The organism is Petrotoga sp. HWHPT.55.6.3 (assembly GCF_002895495.1).
GTDB classification, from domain to species: Bacteria; Thermotogota; Thermotogae; order Petrotogales; family Petrotogaceae; genus Petrotoga; species Petrotoga mobilis.
The window spans coordinates 1-15,645 of record NZ_AZRJ01000010.1; the positions used below are offsets into that span (position 1 = coordinate 1).

Below are 15,645 nucleotides of genomic sequence, written 5' to 3' on the forward strand. Positions count from 1 at the left end.
ATGCCTGAAATACCCCACCAATTTTCTTACCTTATCCCCGTTCTATTGTTCCACGTGAGCGTTATCGTTTTTCTTGTAAGGTCTACTCCTTGAAAGTTTAACTTCGTTATTCCCTTTTACCTTTTCAAAAAGCACTTTAAGTATAGTCTTATCGTTATCAGGATGATAATGTAAGACATCAACAGGCAGCTTTGTATGAGCAAGAAGATCCATCTTCTCAACGCTCCTTTGATTTTTACCAAGTCCTGCAGCTCTTGATATCCATTGTGAATAAAGATCCGTATATACAGCTGTCACAGCAAAGGGCCCTGCACTAGATCCTCCATTATGTTCTACAAAATCAACTTCAACATATCCTACCTCTTCAAAAGCATATCTTCCAAAGTTTGCTGAAATTGGTACCTTTTGATATATGAACGCATTACCTTTATGCTTCTTTGTAGATACCTTAGGGAATCTATTTACCATTCTTTTCAATGTACCTAAGGACACCTTCTTTGCTTCTTCTGTCTTTGAAAGTTCATACAGTGAAAATCTGTTATTCTTTTTCAATTCCTCGATGTATACTTCCAACATCGGATGAAGCTTTTCAGCACAAACACATCCAGATAATCCCCAACATTTCCACAATATCACTTCATGAACAGATTCATACTTCTTCTTTGGTCCTCTTCTCTTTTTTGAATTCTTTTGAGTGTCTCTTTCTTGAAACAGATATCTCTTCTTATATCTCTCAAACCTTTTTACGGCTGTAGCTCTTTTTACTTTTGTTAACTCACAATACTTCGAAATAATCTCTGACTTCTCTTTTTTACTTGATTTCAAATATTTTTCTATCAACCTTTTGGTTAGTTCCATATCGAATGCCTCCATTTTTCCCTTGTCTCCTTTCAAAAAGAGTCAGGGATATGATATCATTTCAAAGACATCGAATTATGATCTAACCAATCTTTTTCACGGACAGGTAATATTATCTAATGCGTTTATTTGAAATTTCTTCTATATTGTTGTATAATTTAACGGTTAAAAAATCGTTTGCGTGAGGAGGAAAAACATGAAAGTTTTAGTAATCAACTCAGGTAGTTCTTCGATTAAATATCAACTTCTTGAAATGGATACAGAAAAAGTTTTAGCCAAAGGATTGGTCGAAAGAATAGGTATAGAAGGGTCAAGAATTATCCACAGAAAAAACGAAGAAAAATATGTTATAGAGAAGGTTATAAAAAATCATGAAGAAGGTTTAAAAGAAGTTTTAGATCTCTTGACTTCTGAAGATTACAAGGTTATTTCATCTCTAAAGGAAATAGATGCAGTTGGACATAGAGTGGTGCACGGGGGTGAAAGATTTTCTTCTTCTGTTATTATTGACAAAGAGTCTTTGGATGCAATTGAAATGATGTCTTTTTTGGCGCCGTTGCACAATCCTGCAAACGTCATGGGAATAAAAGCAGCGATGGACCTTTTACCCAATGTGCCACAAGTTGGGGTATTTGATACTTCTTTCCACCAAACTATGCCAAATACTTCTTTCTTGTATGCAATCCCGTATGAGTACTACGAAAAATACAAGATTCGACGTTATGGGTTCCATGGTACGAGTCATAAATATGTTTCAAGAAGGGCAGCCGAAATATTGGGAAAAGATATAAAAACACTTAAAATCATAACCTCACACATTGGAAATGGGGCATCCATTGCCGCTGTAAAAAATGGTGAATCTTTCGACACTTCAATGGGATTCACTCCTTTAGAGGGTTTAGTTATGGGAACAAGAAGTGGGGATATAGATCCTGCCATTGTTTCATTTCTGGCTCAAGAAGAGGGATTAACAGCAAAAGAAGTTATAGGAATATTGAATAATAAAAGTGGAGTCTATGGAATAACGAAAGGTTTCTCAAGTGATATGAGGGATATTGAAGATAAAGCATTAGAAGGAGATAAAGTTTGTCGTCTTGCACTTGACATTTATGAGTACAGGATAGCCAAATATATTGGAGCTTACGCTGCAGCGATGAACGGTGTAGATGTTATAGTGTTTACCGCCGGTGTAGGAGAGAATTCTCCGGTAACAAGGGAAGAAATATGTGAAAAGTATTTAACTTACCTTGGTGTAAAGATAGATAAAGAGAAAAACAATTTTAAAGGCTTAGAAAGGGTCATAAGTACTCCCGATTCTAAGGTAACCGTGTTGGTAGTTCCAACAAACGAAGAACTTATGATAGCAAGAGAAACAAAAGAATTGGTTTCAACCAAAAATTAAATTCTAAAATTTTGTATAAAGATACTAAAACTGTAGAGCAACTAATAAGTTAGCCCTACAGTTTTGTTTTAAGGTTAATAATTCTTAGTTGCTTTAGTTAGAGCTGAATCTATATCCTCAATCAAATCATTAATATCTTCTATTCCAACGGATAGTCTAATCATATCAGGACTTACCCCAGAAGCCAACTGTTCTTCTTCACTCAATTGCCCGTGAGTGGTACTAGCAGGATGAACGGCGAGTGATCGAACATCGCCAACATTTGCAACATGGGAAAATATTCTTAAACTTTCGATAAATCTTTTCCCAGCTTCTACTCCACCTTTTACTCCGAAGGAAAGCATCCCTCCATAACCATGTTTTAGATATTTAACCGCATTTTTATGAGCCTTATGATTTTTCAGTCCTGGATAATTTACCCAGCTCACTCTCGAATCTTCGGATAGGAATTCTGCAATTTTCATTGCGTTTGAGGAATGCCTTTCCATTCTTAAACTCAATGTTTCAATGCCCTGCAATATCAAAAAAGAATTGAAAGGACTTATTGAAGCCCCTAGATCTCTTAACCATTGGGAGCGGGCTTTTGAGATATAGGCAGCATTTCCAAATTTTTTATAAAAGCTTATCCCATGAAAAGCAGGATCTTCTTCAGTTAACATATTAAATTTACCGTTGTTCCAGTCGAAATTTCCACTATCAACAATAATTCCACCAATTGAATTACCGTGCCCGTTCAAATATTTGGTTAAAGAGTGAACAACGATATCAGCGCCAAATTCAAAAGGTCTGCACAAGTACGGTGTCGCAAAGGTGTTATCTACGATCAAAGGTATACCATTCTCATGAGCTATCTTAGAAATCTGCTCAAAATCAGGTACAGAAAGTTCGGGATTACCAATGGTTTCCACATAAACCGCCTTTGTCCGATTATTTATCTTATTTTTCAAGCTATCCACATCGTCAATGTCAAAGAAGTGGGTTTTTATTCCAAATCTACTCAAAGAATTCTTAAATAATGTGAATGTTCCACCATACAAAGAGCTTGCTGTAAGTATTTCATCCCCTTCTTCCATAATGTTTAAGACCGCTATCGCTTCTGCAGCTTGCCCCGAGGAAGTGGCTAAAGCACCCACACCACCTTCCAAAGCAGCAACCCTTTTCTCCAACACATCGGTCGTCGGGTTCATTATACGTGTATATATATTCCCGGATTCTTCCATGTTGAAGAGCCTAAGGGCATGAGCTGAATCTTCAAAGGTATAAGATGAAGTCTGGTAAATTGGTACTACGTTAGCCCCGGTGGTTGGATCTTTTTCAAAACCCGCATGAACCATTAAAGTATCGAAGTTGTGAATTCTTTCTTCCATATCTTTCCTCCTCATTTGTTTAAAATTATAGTAATTTGAGAAACTCTAAAACTTGTGTTAGCGACCCTTCGACCCGCTGCCCGAGCGATAAAATTTTTAACAATAAAGGCAAATGTGTTATAATCAATATCAGCTATAATAAAGTGAAAAGAAAGGATTGAACAAATGAATTGGGTTATACCTATCATTATCTTTTTTGACCAATTAACTAAAAAACTTTCAGAAACGTTTCTTCTGGGAAAAAACATAAAAATCGGATTTTTCCAGTTGACTTACGTTGAAAACACAGGCATCGCTTTTGGACTTTTTAAAGATATGGCTTTGTTTCATGGTATCTTCTCTACACTAATAGTAATTTTTCTTTTTATCTTAAAAGAAAAATATAAAGAAAAATGTAAGTTTTTTACTACGTCTTTTGACTTAGGTATAGCTTTTATTATAGGAGGGGCTTTAGGTAATATCTTTGATAGAATCAGGTTAGGATACGTTGTTGATATGATATATTGGCCAAACTTTTCTATATTCAACGTAGCTGATATATTCGTGACGTTTGGTGGTGTGATTTTATTATACCATTTTTTCAAAAGGAGCAAATATGAAAAAAAGAGTGTACAAAGTTGAAAAGGAAGATGAACAAAAGAGGCTTGATGTATACATCGCCCAAAAAATGCCCACCGAAATTTCTAGAAATCTCATTCAAAACGCCATAATTAAAGGACAAATTACCGTCAACGGGTCTCAAAAGAAACCTCATTACAAAGTTAAACAAGGGGAAGAAATTCAAATAGATTTTCATGAATTGGTAGAAGAAACTAAAGAAGAAAATATCCTACCAGAAAATATACCATTAAATATACTGTATGAAGATGAGGAATTAATCGTTATTAACAAACCTGCTGGATTGATAGTGCATCCAACACCGAGTATCAAGAGCGGTACTTTGGTTAATGCCCTAATGTACCATGTAAAGGATCTTGATAAAACTATGCAAGATCCAAGCAGATTAGGAATTGTTCATAGATTGGATAAAGAAACCTCTGGGGTGTTGGTCGTGGCAAAAAATGTTTATTCTCATAACTTACTTTCAAAAGAATTTAAAGAAAGAAAGACAATGAAATACTATTTAGCCCTAATAGAAGGAACGCTGAAAGAAAAAGAAGGGGAAATAGACCTACCCTTGGGGAGGCATCCTATTTTAAGGCATAAAAGGGCTGTTGTGTACAACGGAAGAGAAGCGATAACCGAATACAAAGTTTTAAAAGAATTTGGAGATCTTGCCACATTGGTTTGGATAAGGTTGAAAACAGGAAGGACACATCAAATCAGAGTGCATTTCAAATACATCGGTAATCCAGTAATTGGAGATTCTTTGTATGGAAAAAATAAAGTCGAAAAAGATCTTCAAATACCAGTAGATAGACAGATGCTTCATGCTTTGAAATTAGGCTTTTATCATCCAAAAAGTAACGAATGGATGGAATTTTTGGCCCCCTTACCCGAAGATTTTAAAAATCTATTGATCACTTTAACAAACCTAAAAAGACAAAATTCTTGATGGAGGGCCCTGCCATTGAAGATCTTAGGACCTGTGATAACTTCAAAAAGCATTGGCAAATCATATCTTCAGCTAAGGGACCTTTTCTCCATAGCAAAAAGATATGAGTACAATTGCATAGTTCTATCAGAACCGCACCCAAGATCATGGGTGAGTTTTATCGTTTATGCCCAAAAGTATAGAATTAAGCCAATAATATTATATGAAACTGCAAATGGTAAGTACTTATTGCAAACAAACAACGATATTAGATCAGCTATAATGCACTACAACGGATTAGGAAACAACTTAAGATTAAAAAAAATCGATTTTGAACTTCCCTATGTGAAGTACCCAACTGACGTTTTAAAAGATATATTTAAAGATGAAGAATCTCTTTGCATCAAAGATAGTTTAAAATATCAAAATGAACTATCTATTTTCTCAAATATAGAAACTTATTACAATATAGGAAACTATAGATTTGATGAATACAAAGTCACTGACTATAATCTAACAGATACTATTTCACAAAAAGACCTAACCCTCGAAGAAAAAAGACGACTATCCTACGAGCTGGACATCATAAAAAAGCTAAACGTAGAAAATTATATTTTAACGGTTAAAAAAATCGTTGACACCGCTAAAAAAAATGGCATCTCGGTCGGACCTGGGAGAGGCTCCGCTGTAGGTTCTTTCTTAGTTTATAAATTAGGAATAACTAAGGTGAATCCTATTGAATACGATCTCCTCTTTGAAAGATTTCTAAACGAATACAGGCATGAATTACCTGATATAGATCTGGATATCGACGCGGAAAGAAGAGTTGATCTAATAAAGGCATTGCAAAAAGAATTTGGAGAAAACAAGATCTCTCAAATCAGGACCTACTCAACCATGAAAATTAAATCTGCTTTAAAAAAGGCAGAAGAATTACTTGGATACAATTTAGAATCCAAAATAAACGCTCCAATAAGAAGCAAAGAGAACATTGATAAATTTAAATCTTTATCACAAAAAGAGAAAACCTTTTTTTATGTGGCTTATTATCTTGAAGGAATAGAAGTGGCAGAGTCTGTTCATGCAGCGGGTTTGATAATCTCCCAAAATGACCTTAGAACCTTTTCTCCTGTGGAAAAAAAGGAAGTACCTATAATAGAATGGGAAATGTCTGATTTAAAATATTTAGGAGTGGAAAAGTTTGACATTTTAGCTTTGGACACATTGACCTTCTTAAAAAGATTACAGATAAAAGAAAAGTACCGAGAGCTTAACGATTCAAAAACTTTCCATTACCTATCTAAAGGTTTGACAAAAGGCATCTTCCAATTGGACTCAAAATTAGGGCAAAAATTAGCCCAAAGAATAAAACCCAAAAATTTTGAAGAGCTTATCTTACTATTAGCCATCAACAGACCCGGACCCCTTGAATCTGGGATGATAGATCAATACGTTAATGATGACTCACCAGAATATTTGAAAAAAATCTTCCCCGAGACAAAGGGAGTTTTAGTTTACCAAGAACAGATAATGAAAATCGCTCAAATCTTAGGAGAATTTTCTCCACAAGAATCAGATTTATTGAGAAAAGCAGTATCTAAAAAAGAGAAAGACAAAATTACAACCTTCAAAAACAAATTTATTACCAACGTCTCGAAAAAGATAGACGAAAAAGAAGCAACTTTATTGTTTTCTCAGATAGAAAATTTTGCTCAGTATGCCTTTAATAAATCTCATGCGGTAGCTTACGCTCACCTCACATACTGGTTATCAGAAAAAAAATTTAAAGATCCTTCCAATTTCTTCTTAGAATATGTTAAAATAAAAGGCATCGATGTTGATATAATAAATGAAGCATCAGTTTTAGGTGTAAAAATAAAGTTGCCAGACATTAGATATCCATTTGGTTTGGCAAGTGAAACAGAGCTAATACTACCTTTGTATATAATTAAAGGAATAGGTAAAAATGTTTCTCAGATATTTGAAGAAGCGAAACTCTTAAGCTTAGAAAATTTTTTTAATTTCATAATAAACAAAAATATCAACAGAAATATTGTGGAATTAATAATCAAATCAGGCGCATTAGATTACTTCAACAACAACCGTAAAAATCTACTAAGAGAGAGTACTCAACGGATGAAAGGAAAAGTTCAACAGTTAGAAGATATAAAAAGTACGTTGTTTGGAGAAATAGAACAAAAATCAACTAAAAAGGTTGAAACAACCTTACAAGATTTAGCCCAGTACGAAATAGAAAGTATAGGATTTCCATTGAGTTTAATGTCTCAAAAAGGGTTATCTAACACGTTGATAGATAAATATCTTTATAGAAAAAAGGTATACCTTGATAGTTATGTCTTCAGAGATTTTATAGTCGATAACTCTGCTATGATCTATTCAAAAGTTTATAACAAAAACCTAAAAAGACTTATTAAATTCATTTAAATTCCAATTTTGAGAAGGGGAAAAATGAAAATCAATATTTTATCAATAGCTGAGAAATACCCTGGTCAGGGGGTGTATTCTGCCACATCGGATCACAAATACATCTTAAAAAAATATAGTGATTACACCATATACGAGAACAAAATTTTAGGAAATTACGATGTTTTACATATTCATACTCTCAATATAAAAAGCTTCTTTTCGTTGTTAAAGAATAAGAAAAATTCTTTTTGTGTCATTTCCGCTCATATAGTTCCTAATTCGTTGAAAGGGAGTATAAAATTCAACAAGCTTTGGTTACCTTTTTTCAATAGATATTTAAAATATTTCTATAACTCTTCTGATTGCATTTTAGCAGTCAGTGAAGAGGCCAAAAATGAATTGATTAAGGATCTCAAGATAAATCCTAATAAAATTGTGATCTTTAGAAACTTTGTTATAAAAGAATTGTTTCTCACAAAACCCGAGGAAAAAGACACTCAAAAATCTTATTTAAGAAAAAAATATGGGTATAATGACGATGATTTCATAATTTTGGGTGCCGGACAGATTCAACCTAGAAAAGGTATAACAGATTTCGTGGAAACCGCTAAAAGATTAAAGAACATGAAGTTCATTTGGGCTGGGGGAATGCCCTTTAAACAGTTCACCGAAGGTTACGAAGAAATGAACAAGTTGATAAAAAAAGCTCCTAATAATGTCAATTTCGCCGGGACTATAAATAGAGAAAAAATGATCGATTATTATTCTTTATCCGATATTTTCTTTTCCCCTTCCTTTCATGAAACCTTTGGTTTAGTCGTAATTGAAGCAGCTGGAAGTGGTTTACCTTTAGTACTGAGAGATTTACCAGTTTACAAACAAATATTTTCTCCATACTATTTATCTGGTAATTTAGTAGAAGATTTTGTTGAGACAATCAAAAAGCTTAATATTAACAAAGAGTTATACGCTGAATACGAGAAAAAGTCTTACATCTTATTTGAAAATTATAGCGATGAAAAAGCCTTTATAAAATTAAAAAATATCTATGAAGAAGGTATAAAGCAAAAAATCCATACAGGAGGAAAAAATGTCTGAGGATAAAGGCAAAGACAATGAAAACGCACTTAGTAGAAAAAAAATAATCGTTAATCTAATCGTTGTTTTAATTATTGGTTTAGTTATCAACATTGTGATCTCTTTTTTTGCTGATTTCCAAGAAACCTTCGCCACCCTTAAAACAATCAATCTACTCTTTGTTGTGAAGGTTTTTGTAGTTTTTTCTATGGCTTATTTGATCGATTTAATAAGATTGTACATAGTCACCTTAAGTTTTCACAAAAAAATAAAGTTTAAAGATGCCCTATACAATACCATTTCATACTATTTTATGTCAAATATTACCCCGATGGCTAGTGGTGGGCAACCATATCAAATATACCATCTTACAAAATTAGGAATAGAATCCACTTTAGCTACAAATATAGTGTTGTCAAGGCTTGTAGAAAATCTACTGTTCTCTTCTGCCGTTATCTTAATTTTCATAAGAAGAGTAATGAATATTTTAAGCAGAATAGGAACTGGAAAATATATACTTATTATTGGTATTATAGCCGCTTTAGGGTTCTCTGCTTTGTTAATTTTACTATTTTTAAACCCAAAATTGATATATAAGTTGTTTAATTTTTTACTAAAGATATTTCCATTAAAAAACAAATCGAAATTCGAACAAAGATTACAAAAATTAGAAAATTGGTTGGAAGAGCTAAAGTTAAGTATCAAAACGCTATGGATCGAAAAGGCACATATAGTTACAATAGACTTTATACTTGGAGGTTTCATCGTTTTTTTTCATTCTTTAGGTTTGCACATTACACTATCATCAATTACGTCAGGAAGTTACAGCATTCTTGAAGTATTCATACTTTTTATAATAATGAACTTTGTCGTCTATTACATACCTACCCCAGGGTCCTCAGGTGGGGTAGAAGCATTGTATGGTATCGTTCTTGCCAGTTTCATGCCTGGAAGATTCGTTTCTACTACTGTACTGTTGTGGAGATTTGCAACTTATTATTTACAAATAGCCTTTGAAGGGGTAATCTTACTTATGACAAGGACAAAAGAAAAAAGATTTTCAACTTAATTAATATACTCGTTCCTCAAATCGATTAATCTTTTATCCTCTTCCAAAGATTTCAACCTTATAGTTTTATTTTTTAAATTATGCATAGACTCTATTTTTCTTACGGTTGCACTCTTACTTCTCATCGTAAGTGTATGAGTGTAAGCAAAACCTTTTACAAATTTAACCCCTTTTAAAAGATCTCCATCGGTTATACCCGTAGCAGAAAATATTACATCTTCCCCACCAACTATTTCATCGGTATAAAAGATCTTTTCAAGGTCCCAACCTTCTTCCTTGATCGATTGCTCTTCAATTCTATCCCTTGCCCACAATTTCATTTGGATTTCTCCACCAAGCGTTTTTAAAGCAGCAGCCGAAAGTATCCCTTCAAGAGTTCCTCCAATACCAATATAGATATCCACCCCACTATCGGGAACCGCGGTGGCTATGGCAGCTGTAATATCTCCATCACTTATTAATTTTATTCGTGAACCAGCTTCTTTAATCTCTTCTATAATTTCTTCATGCCTTTGTCTATTCAAAATAACAAAGGTTAATTCCGTTGGTGCAATTCCCAAAACCTCGCTCGCGATTTTTATATTCTCTTTAATAGGTTTTCTCAAATCCAATTTACCTTTTAATTCACGACCTACAGCAAGTTTCAAAGAATAAAAAGTCGGCAGTATTTTAATACCTCCCGACACGGTGGCGGCAACACAACTTATGGCATTTGGAAGACCGAAAGCAGCTAATTTCACACCGTCTATAGCATCAACAGCTAAATCCATTTCAGAAGTGTTATCTTGCCAACTACCCACTTTTTCACCAACGTACAACATATTTGAATTTTCTTTATCGTATTTACTCATTACTATATTCCCTTTAAAGTCTATGTAATCAAACATACCTCTCATAGCATCAATGGAACTATGCTTAATCATTTCCAGATTGCCACAACCCAAGTATAAACTACTCATCAAAGCCGATGCTTCTGTAACCCTTACAAAATCCATAGTCAACTCTGGATAAATCTTCTTTTCCATAAAAACCCCTCCTCACAAAATTTTGTTATTATCTTTAGGAATTTCAAAACTATAGATGGCGCCCTTCCCCCGCTCCCCACCCATAAGGATTAAGAAGTTTTCACTCTTTCGCCCTGCAACTTTATCTTTCTTTAGCGTTTCTATTATAATATTTTTATACTTTTTAAACAAATAATAAAATTGAAGAAAATTAAAGTTTAAACATCGTAATCAATTCTATTTCGAAATATTTCTTCCTAATCATTTATAAACGGATTATTTGAGTATTCATAAATCAGAACTGCATGAAAAATTATTTAACTGTGCTTATTTTCAAAAAAATATGGTAAAATTTTATTGGAGGTGATCTAATGGACCTAACAGAGTTAGAAAAAAGTTTAACTTTTCAAAAGAAAAGTGTATGGAGCAAAAGAAGCAAAGAAGATATCGATAGGTATACTTCACAGTACAAGGATTTTATCAACTTTTCTAAAACTGAAAGAAAGGCAGCTACATACTCAGTGGAGCTCCTTGAAAAAAACGGTTTCAAACCTCTTTCTTATTACGTGAACTCTGGAAAGATAGAGAAAGGTGATAAAGTTTACTTTGTAAACAGAGACAAAGCGGTATTCGCTCTCAAGTACAACAATCCTTTGAAGGATGGTATCAACATAGTAGGTGCCCACATAGATTCGCCAAGGTTTGATTTGAAACCCGAACCAATAGTTGAAGATGAGAATATTGCGATGGCAAAGACTCATTATTATGGTGGTGTAAAAAAGTATCAGTGGTTCAACATACCGCTTGAATTACATGGCGTAGTAATAAAAAACGACGGCAGTAAAATAGAAGTTTCCATAGGTCAAGATGAAAACGACCCCGTATTTGTAATATCTGATTTATTGCCACATCTCGATAGAGATTTAGCTAATAAAAAGGTTTCGGAAGCATTTGAAGCAGAAAAGATGAATTTGCTAATTGGTACTACTGCCATTTCCTACGATGAAACCGATAAGATTAAAAATCCAGTTAAGTTAAATATTTTGAAAATCTTGAACGATAAATATGGAATCGTAGAAGAAGACTTAGTTAGTGCTGAATTGGAAATCGTTCCTGCCCTTCCTGCCAGAGATGTAGGATTAGATAAGAGTCTTTTAGCTTCCTATGGTCATGACGATAGGGTCTGTGCCTACACAGGACTAACCGCTTTAATTGATGCACAAACTTCCGTCAAGAACCCAGCGGTTTTGTTAGTTGATAAAGAAGAAATCGGCAGCGATGGAAATACAGGTGCAAAAAATCATTTCTGGATCTACGTGTTGAAGAAAATTGCCGCTTTGGCAAAAGAAGAAGAACTACTTCAAAATATAGAAGAAATCCTTACAAATTCAACTTTACTTTCAGCGGATGTGTCAGCAGCTGTAGACCCAAACTACAAAGAAGCTCATGATTTATCCAACGCTCCAAAACTTGGTTACGGTATAACTCTTATGAAATACACAGGTTCAGGAGGCAAAGGAAGAACAAACGATGCAAATGCTGAATTAGTAGGAAAAGTTAGAAATCTTTTCAACCAAGAAGGCATATCTTGGCAGATAGGAGAATTGGGAAAGGTTGACAGAGGCGGAGGAGGAACCATAGCGCTTTTCTTTTCCGAAAAAGGTTTGGACGTTTTGGATGCCGGCGTGCCGCTTTTGGGGATGCACTCTCCGTATGAAGTGGCATCAAAAGCGGATATATACGAGACTTATTTGGCGTATAAAACTTTTTACGAAAAATTTGGAAAATGAAAATTTTTGTGGGAAACTCAGCAAATGCGATGGAATTCTTTGATTTTGATTTAATATTATCAACCTCAGGTTGGTCTTTAAACGACCAATCTGAGATTATTGCTATCAATAACAAAGAGTATGTAGAATGTTATATAAACAGGAACAAAACATACTTAAACAAGGATAATAGATTCCTAACAGAAAAAGATGTTTTGTTATCTTTTGGCTTTACCAACGATGCTTTAAATTTTGAATTTTATTTCTTGAACCTTTTGTATCAAGTGGATTTAATCGTTCTATCTTTGAACTTCTCTGAAAGTTTGGAAAGAAAAGCCCTTTTACACATACAATCAAATTTGAGAAGTGTAAAAATCCCGTCGATAATCATCAACACAATGAAAAACGAATCTACGGTATCCTACATCGTTCCCAATTACAAAAACGAATTCGTGATCAAAAACGCTATATATTTCACACTCGATTTTAAAAAGAGCAAAAATTATACCAATTCTTTTGGGAAGTATTTATTAGATTTGAAAGAAACGATTCACACCTATGATGTCAAGGTGTTGAGGTAAAAAATGAGATCACAAGATCTGTTCTTGAAGCTACATTATAATTTTCTTAAAAAAGAATTATTTGAGTCTTTAAAAACAATCAATGAAGAACCGAAAAGTTATAACAAGAACAGCTTAGGTATATACGTAATAAAAAAATTGGCTCCCAAAAGCATAATAAAATATTTTGCTGATGGTATTAATCAAGGCTTTTATATCTTTTTTTTCTCATCTAACAAAAACATCCCCTACCGCAAATTACATTTAATTTCTGAAGTTGTCAATATTTATGGAATTCATTTGATCCTATTTCTAAAAAACGATATTCTCAAACTTTTCAACAATCAAGTTATCTTCATAAACCAGGAAAGAAGTTTAACTCATAGATTATTCTCAATAAACTCTTATAAAATCTCTTTTATCCTTCCAGAAGAAATGATAAATCCCGCTGTTATAACAACTTTGAAGATTCAAGAAGTTGACTTAGTATTCAGCAAAAGTCCTGTGGCTGGCAACAATCAAGACTTAGCTAATAATTTGCTTGCATATGTTCTAACAGATCAAAAAATATTTTCCCCTTCTATTCTAGAGGAAGATAGAACCTCATTGAAAGAAAGGGAAAAAATTTGGCTCAACTTAAGTTATTTAAAGGCTATCAAAGATAATTATTTAGAAAAAAATTACAACGATTTGCAGAGGATAAAAACAAAAATAGACCTAATTCAAAGATAATTAAAAAGCCATTTACTTTCTCTTTGAAATATTGACCCTCAGAAGATTCTTCTCAATTCTTGTTTGTAATTTTATTTTTTTAAATTGATCTTCCGTTGCCTTAATCTGTTCTTGGGCACTTTCCATAGCTTTCCTTGCGGCTTCAACATCTATATCTTCCGATCTTTCAGCAGCGGTGGTAACAATGGTCATTTCCTCCCCCGTCATCTCCAAAATACCACCATGGATGGCGAAACTCTCAACTGAGTTATCTGCTTTTTTTATCGATACTGGAGCAATTCTCAGAGAAGTCACTATTGGCAACCTTTGAGTTAAGGTTCCCATAGACCCCTCTTTTGTTTTAAATTCTACATACTGAACGTCTTCTTCATACTTTACCCCTTCTGGGGTAACAACTTTGAATTTAAATATTTATACCACCTGCCTTACAAACACTTCATTCATTCATTTTTTTCGCTTTCTCTACGGCTTCTTCTATCGTACCCACCATGTAAAAGGCGCTTTCAGGTAAATCATCATGCTTCCCTTCAAGTATTTCTTTAAAGCCTTTGATAGTATCTTCTACATTAACATACTTACCCGAATAATTTGTAAACCTTTCTGCAACAAAGAAAGGCTGAGTTAAGAATCTTTGAATTCTTCTGGCTCTATTCACTATCTGTCTATCTTCTTCTGATAATTCTTCTATACCCAAAATCGCTATTATATCTTGTAAATCTTCATACCTTTGCAAAACTTCTTTGACTTCTCTTGCAACCGAGTAATGATCTTGGCCAACTACATTGGGATCCAACATCTTTGATGTGGAATCTAATGGATCAACTGCGGGATAAAGTCCCAATTCTGACTGTCTCCTAGAAAGGTTTATATTTGCGTCCAAATGGGCAAAAGTAGTGGCAGGTGCGGGATCCGTGAAATCGTCCGCAGGAACATAAATAGCCTGAACAGAGGTAATAGATCCATCTTTTGTGGATGTTATTCTCTCTTGCAACTGTCCCATATCCGATGCCAATGTTGGCTGGTATCCTACAGCAGAGGGCATTCTTCCGAGTAAAGCCGACACCTCTGATCCTGCTTGTACAAACCTGAATATATTATCTATGAAAAGTAAGACGTCTTTTTTTTGCCTATCTCTAAAGTATTCTGAGATAGTCAACGCGGTTAGAGGAACTCTGAACCTCGCCCCAGGGGGTTCATTCATCTGACCAAACACCAACGCCGTGCTATCAATAACCCCTGTCTCTTGCATTTCCAGCCAAAGGTCGTTACCTTCCCTGGTTCTTTCACCTACACCTGCAAATACAGAGATCCCTTGGTGTTCTTTAGCTATATTTCTTATAAGTTCCATAACAAGAACGGTCTTACCTACTCCAGCTCCACCGAAGAATCCTATTTTCCCGCCTCTCGGGAACGGAGCCAAAAGATCTATACATTTAATACCCGTCTCTAAAATCTCAATCGATGTATCTTGTTCATTTAACGATGGAGGGTCCCTGTGGATTGGCCAGTACTCTTCCCCTTCAACCTCTCCTTTTTCATCGATAGGTTTCCCCAAAAGGTTGACCATCCTTCCCAATGTGCTATCTCCAACTGGAACTTTTATAGACTCTTGCGTGTTAATAACTTCTTGCCCTCTTCTTATACCATCGGTAGAATCCATCGCAACACATCTAGCTGTATCGTCTCCGATTAATTGCTCAACTTCAAGAACTAATTCTTCTCCTGAGTATTCGTTTTTTACCTTTAAAGCATCGTAAACGTTAGGTAGTTGGCCCTCGGGGAATTTCACATCGACGACAGGGCCAATAACAGATATTATTTTACCTTTTTGATCTTGCATCGCATT

General features: G+C 34.4%; 14 protein-coding genes. 9 read left to right on the forward strand and 5 right to left on the reverse strand.

What is annotated here, in order from left to right; all coding sequences use genetic code 11:
* Nucleotides 1-42: 42 nt before the first annotated feature.
* Nucleotides 43-873 (reverse strand): transposase family protein, encoded by an 831-nt coding sequence (locus X926_RS04045; protein WP_146255746.1) that lies wholly within the window; start codon nucleotides 871-873, stop codon nucleotides 43-45.
* 181 nt (nucleotides 874-1,054) lie between these two features.
* Between X926_RS04045 and ackA the strand changes: the two genes are divergently transcribed.
* Nucleotides 1,055-2,260, forward strand: a complete 1,206-nt coding sequence (gene ackA, locus X926_RS04050; RefSeq protein WP_103065110.1) for an acetate kinase — start codon at nucleotides 1,055-1,057, stop codon at nucleotides 2,258-2,260.
* A gap of 74 nt (nucleotides 2,261-2,334) precedes the next feature.
* On the opposite strand, the gene X926_RS04055 is transcribed toward ackA, so the two are convergent.
* Nucleotides 2,335-3,627, reverse strand: coding sequence for an O-acetylhomoserine aminocarboxypropyltransferase/cysteine synthase family protein (locus tag X926_RS04055; protein WP_103065111.1), 1,293 nt, complete (start codon nucleotides 3,625-3,627; stop codon nucleotides 2,335-2,337).
* A 165-nt stretch (nucleotides 3,628-3,792) separates the two neighbouring features.
* Between X926_RS04055 and lspA the strand changes: the two genes are divergently transcribed.
* The 5 genes from lspA to X926_RS04080 are packed head-to-tail and all read left to right on the forward strand — an operon-like array spanning nucleotide 3,793 to nucleotide 9,734.
* Nucleotides 3,793-4,248 (forward strand): signal peptidase II, encoded by a 456-nt coding sequence (gene lspA / locus X926_RS04060; RefSeq protein WP_103065112.1) that lies wholly within the window; start codon nucleotides 3,793-3,795, stop codon nucleotides 4,246-4,248.
* Nucleotides 4,223-5,182: an RluA family pseudouridine synthase gene (locus tag X926_RS04065; protein WP_103065113.1), complete on the forward strand. Its 960-nt coding sequence runs from the start codon at nucleotides 4,223-4,225 to the stop codon at nucleotides 5,180-5,182. The genes lspA and X926_RS04065 overlap by 26 nt, the downstream gene beginning before the upstream one ends.
* A 15-nt stretch (nucleotides 5,183-5,197) precedes the next feature.
* A complete protein-coding gene (locus X926_RS04070; RefSeq protein ID WP_103065114.1) occupies nucleotides 5,198-7,606 on the forward strand; it encodes a DNA polymerase III subunit alpha in 2,409 nt (802 codons plus the stop codon).
* Between the two features lie 24 nt (nucleotides 7,607-7,630).
* Nucleotides 7,631-8,686: a glycosyltransferase family 4 protein gene (locus tag X926_RS04075; protein ID WP_103065115.1), complete on the forward strand. Its 1,056-nt coding sequence runs from the start codon at nucleotides 7,631-7,633 to the stop codon at nucleotides 8,684-8,686.
* Complete coding sequence (locus X926_RS04080; RefSeq protein WP_103065116.1) at nucleotides 8,679-9,734, forward strand: lysylphosphatidylglycerol synthase transmembrane domain-containing protein; 1,056 nt, start codon at nucleotides 8,679-8,681, stop codon at nucleotides 9,732-9,734. Before X926_RS04075 ends, X926_RS04080 begins: the two co-directional genes overlap by 8 nt.
* On the opposite strand, the gene glpX is transcribed toward X926_RS04080, so the two are convergent.
* Nucleotides 9,731-10,759 (reverse strand): class II fructose-bisphosphatase, encoded by a 1,029-nt coding sequence (gene glpX, locus X926_RS04085; protein ID WP_103065117.1) that lies wholly within the window; start codon nucleotides 10,757-10,759, stop codon nucleotides 9,731-9,733. The two genes, X926_RS04080 and glpX, sit on opposite strands and share 4 nt — an antisense overlap.
* Before the next feature lie 350 nt (nucleotides 10,760-11,109).
* Here glpX and X926_RS04090 point away from each other — a divergent pair, with 350 nt between their 5' ends.
* The 3 genes from X926_RS04090 to X926_RS04100 are packed head-to-tail and all read left to right on the forward strand — an operon-like array spanning nucleotide 11,110 to nucleotide 13,799.
* The gene (locus X926_RS04090; protein ID WP_103065118.1) at nucleotides 11,110-12,528 is read left to right on the forward strand and encodes an aminopeptidase; all 1,419 of its coding nucleotides are present in this window, start codon (nucleotides 11,110-11,112) and stop codon (nucleotides 12,526-12,528) included.
* The gene (locus X926_RS04095; RefSeq protein WP_103065119.1) at nucleotides 12,525-13,088 is read left to right on the forward strand and encodes a hypothetical protein; all 564 of its coding nucleotides are present in this window, start codon (nucleotides 12,525-12,527) and stop codon (nucleotides 13,086-13,088) included. Before X926_RS04090 ends, X926_RS04095 begins: the two co-directional genes overlap by 4 nt.
* Nucleotides 13,089-13,091: 3 nt before the next feature.
* Nucleotides 13,092-13,799: a hypothetical protein gene (locus tag X926_RS04100; RefSeq protein WP_103065120.1), complete on the forward strand. Its 708-nt coding sequence runs from the start codon at nucleotides 13,092-13,094 to the stop codon at nucleotides 13,797-13,799.
* Between the two features lie 12 nt (nucleotides 13,800-13,811).
* On the opposite strand, the gene atpC is transcribed toward X926_RS04100, so the two are convergent.
* Both atpC and atpD read right to left on the reverse strand, forming a co-directional pair.
* Nucleotides 13,812-14,210: an ATP synthase F1 subunit epsilon gene (gene atpC, locus X926_RS04105; RefSeq protein WP_103065121.1), complete on the reverse strand. Its 399-nt coding sequence runs from the start codon at nucleotides 14,208-14,210 to the stop codon at nucleotides 13,812-13,814.
* A 25-nt stretch (nucleotides 14,211-14,235) separates the two neighbouring features.
* Nucleotides 14,236-15,639 (reverse strand): F0F1 ATP synthase subunit beta, encoded by a 1,404-nt coding sequence (atpD, locus tag X926_RS04110; RefSeq protein WP_103065122.1) that lies wholly within the window; start codon nucleotides 15,637-15,639, stop codon nucleotides 14,236-14,238.
* Nucleotides 15,640-15,645: the final 6 nt, after the last annotated feature.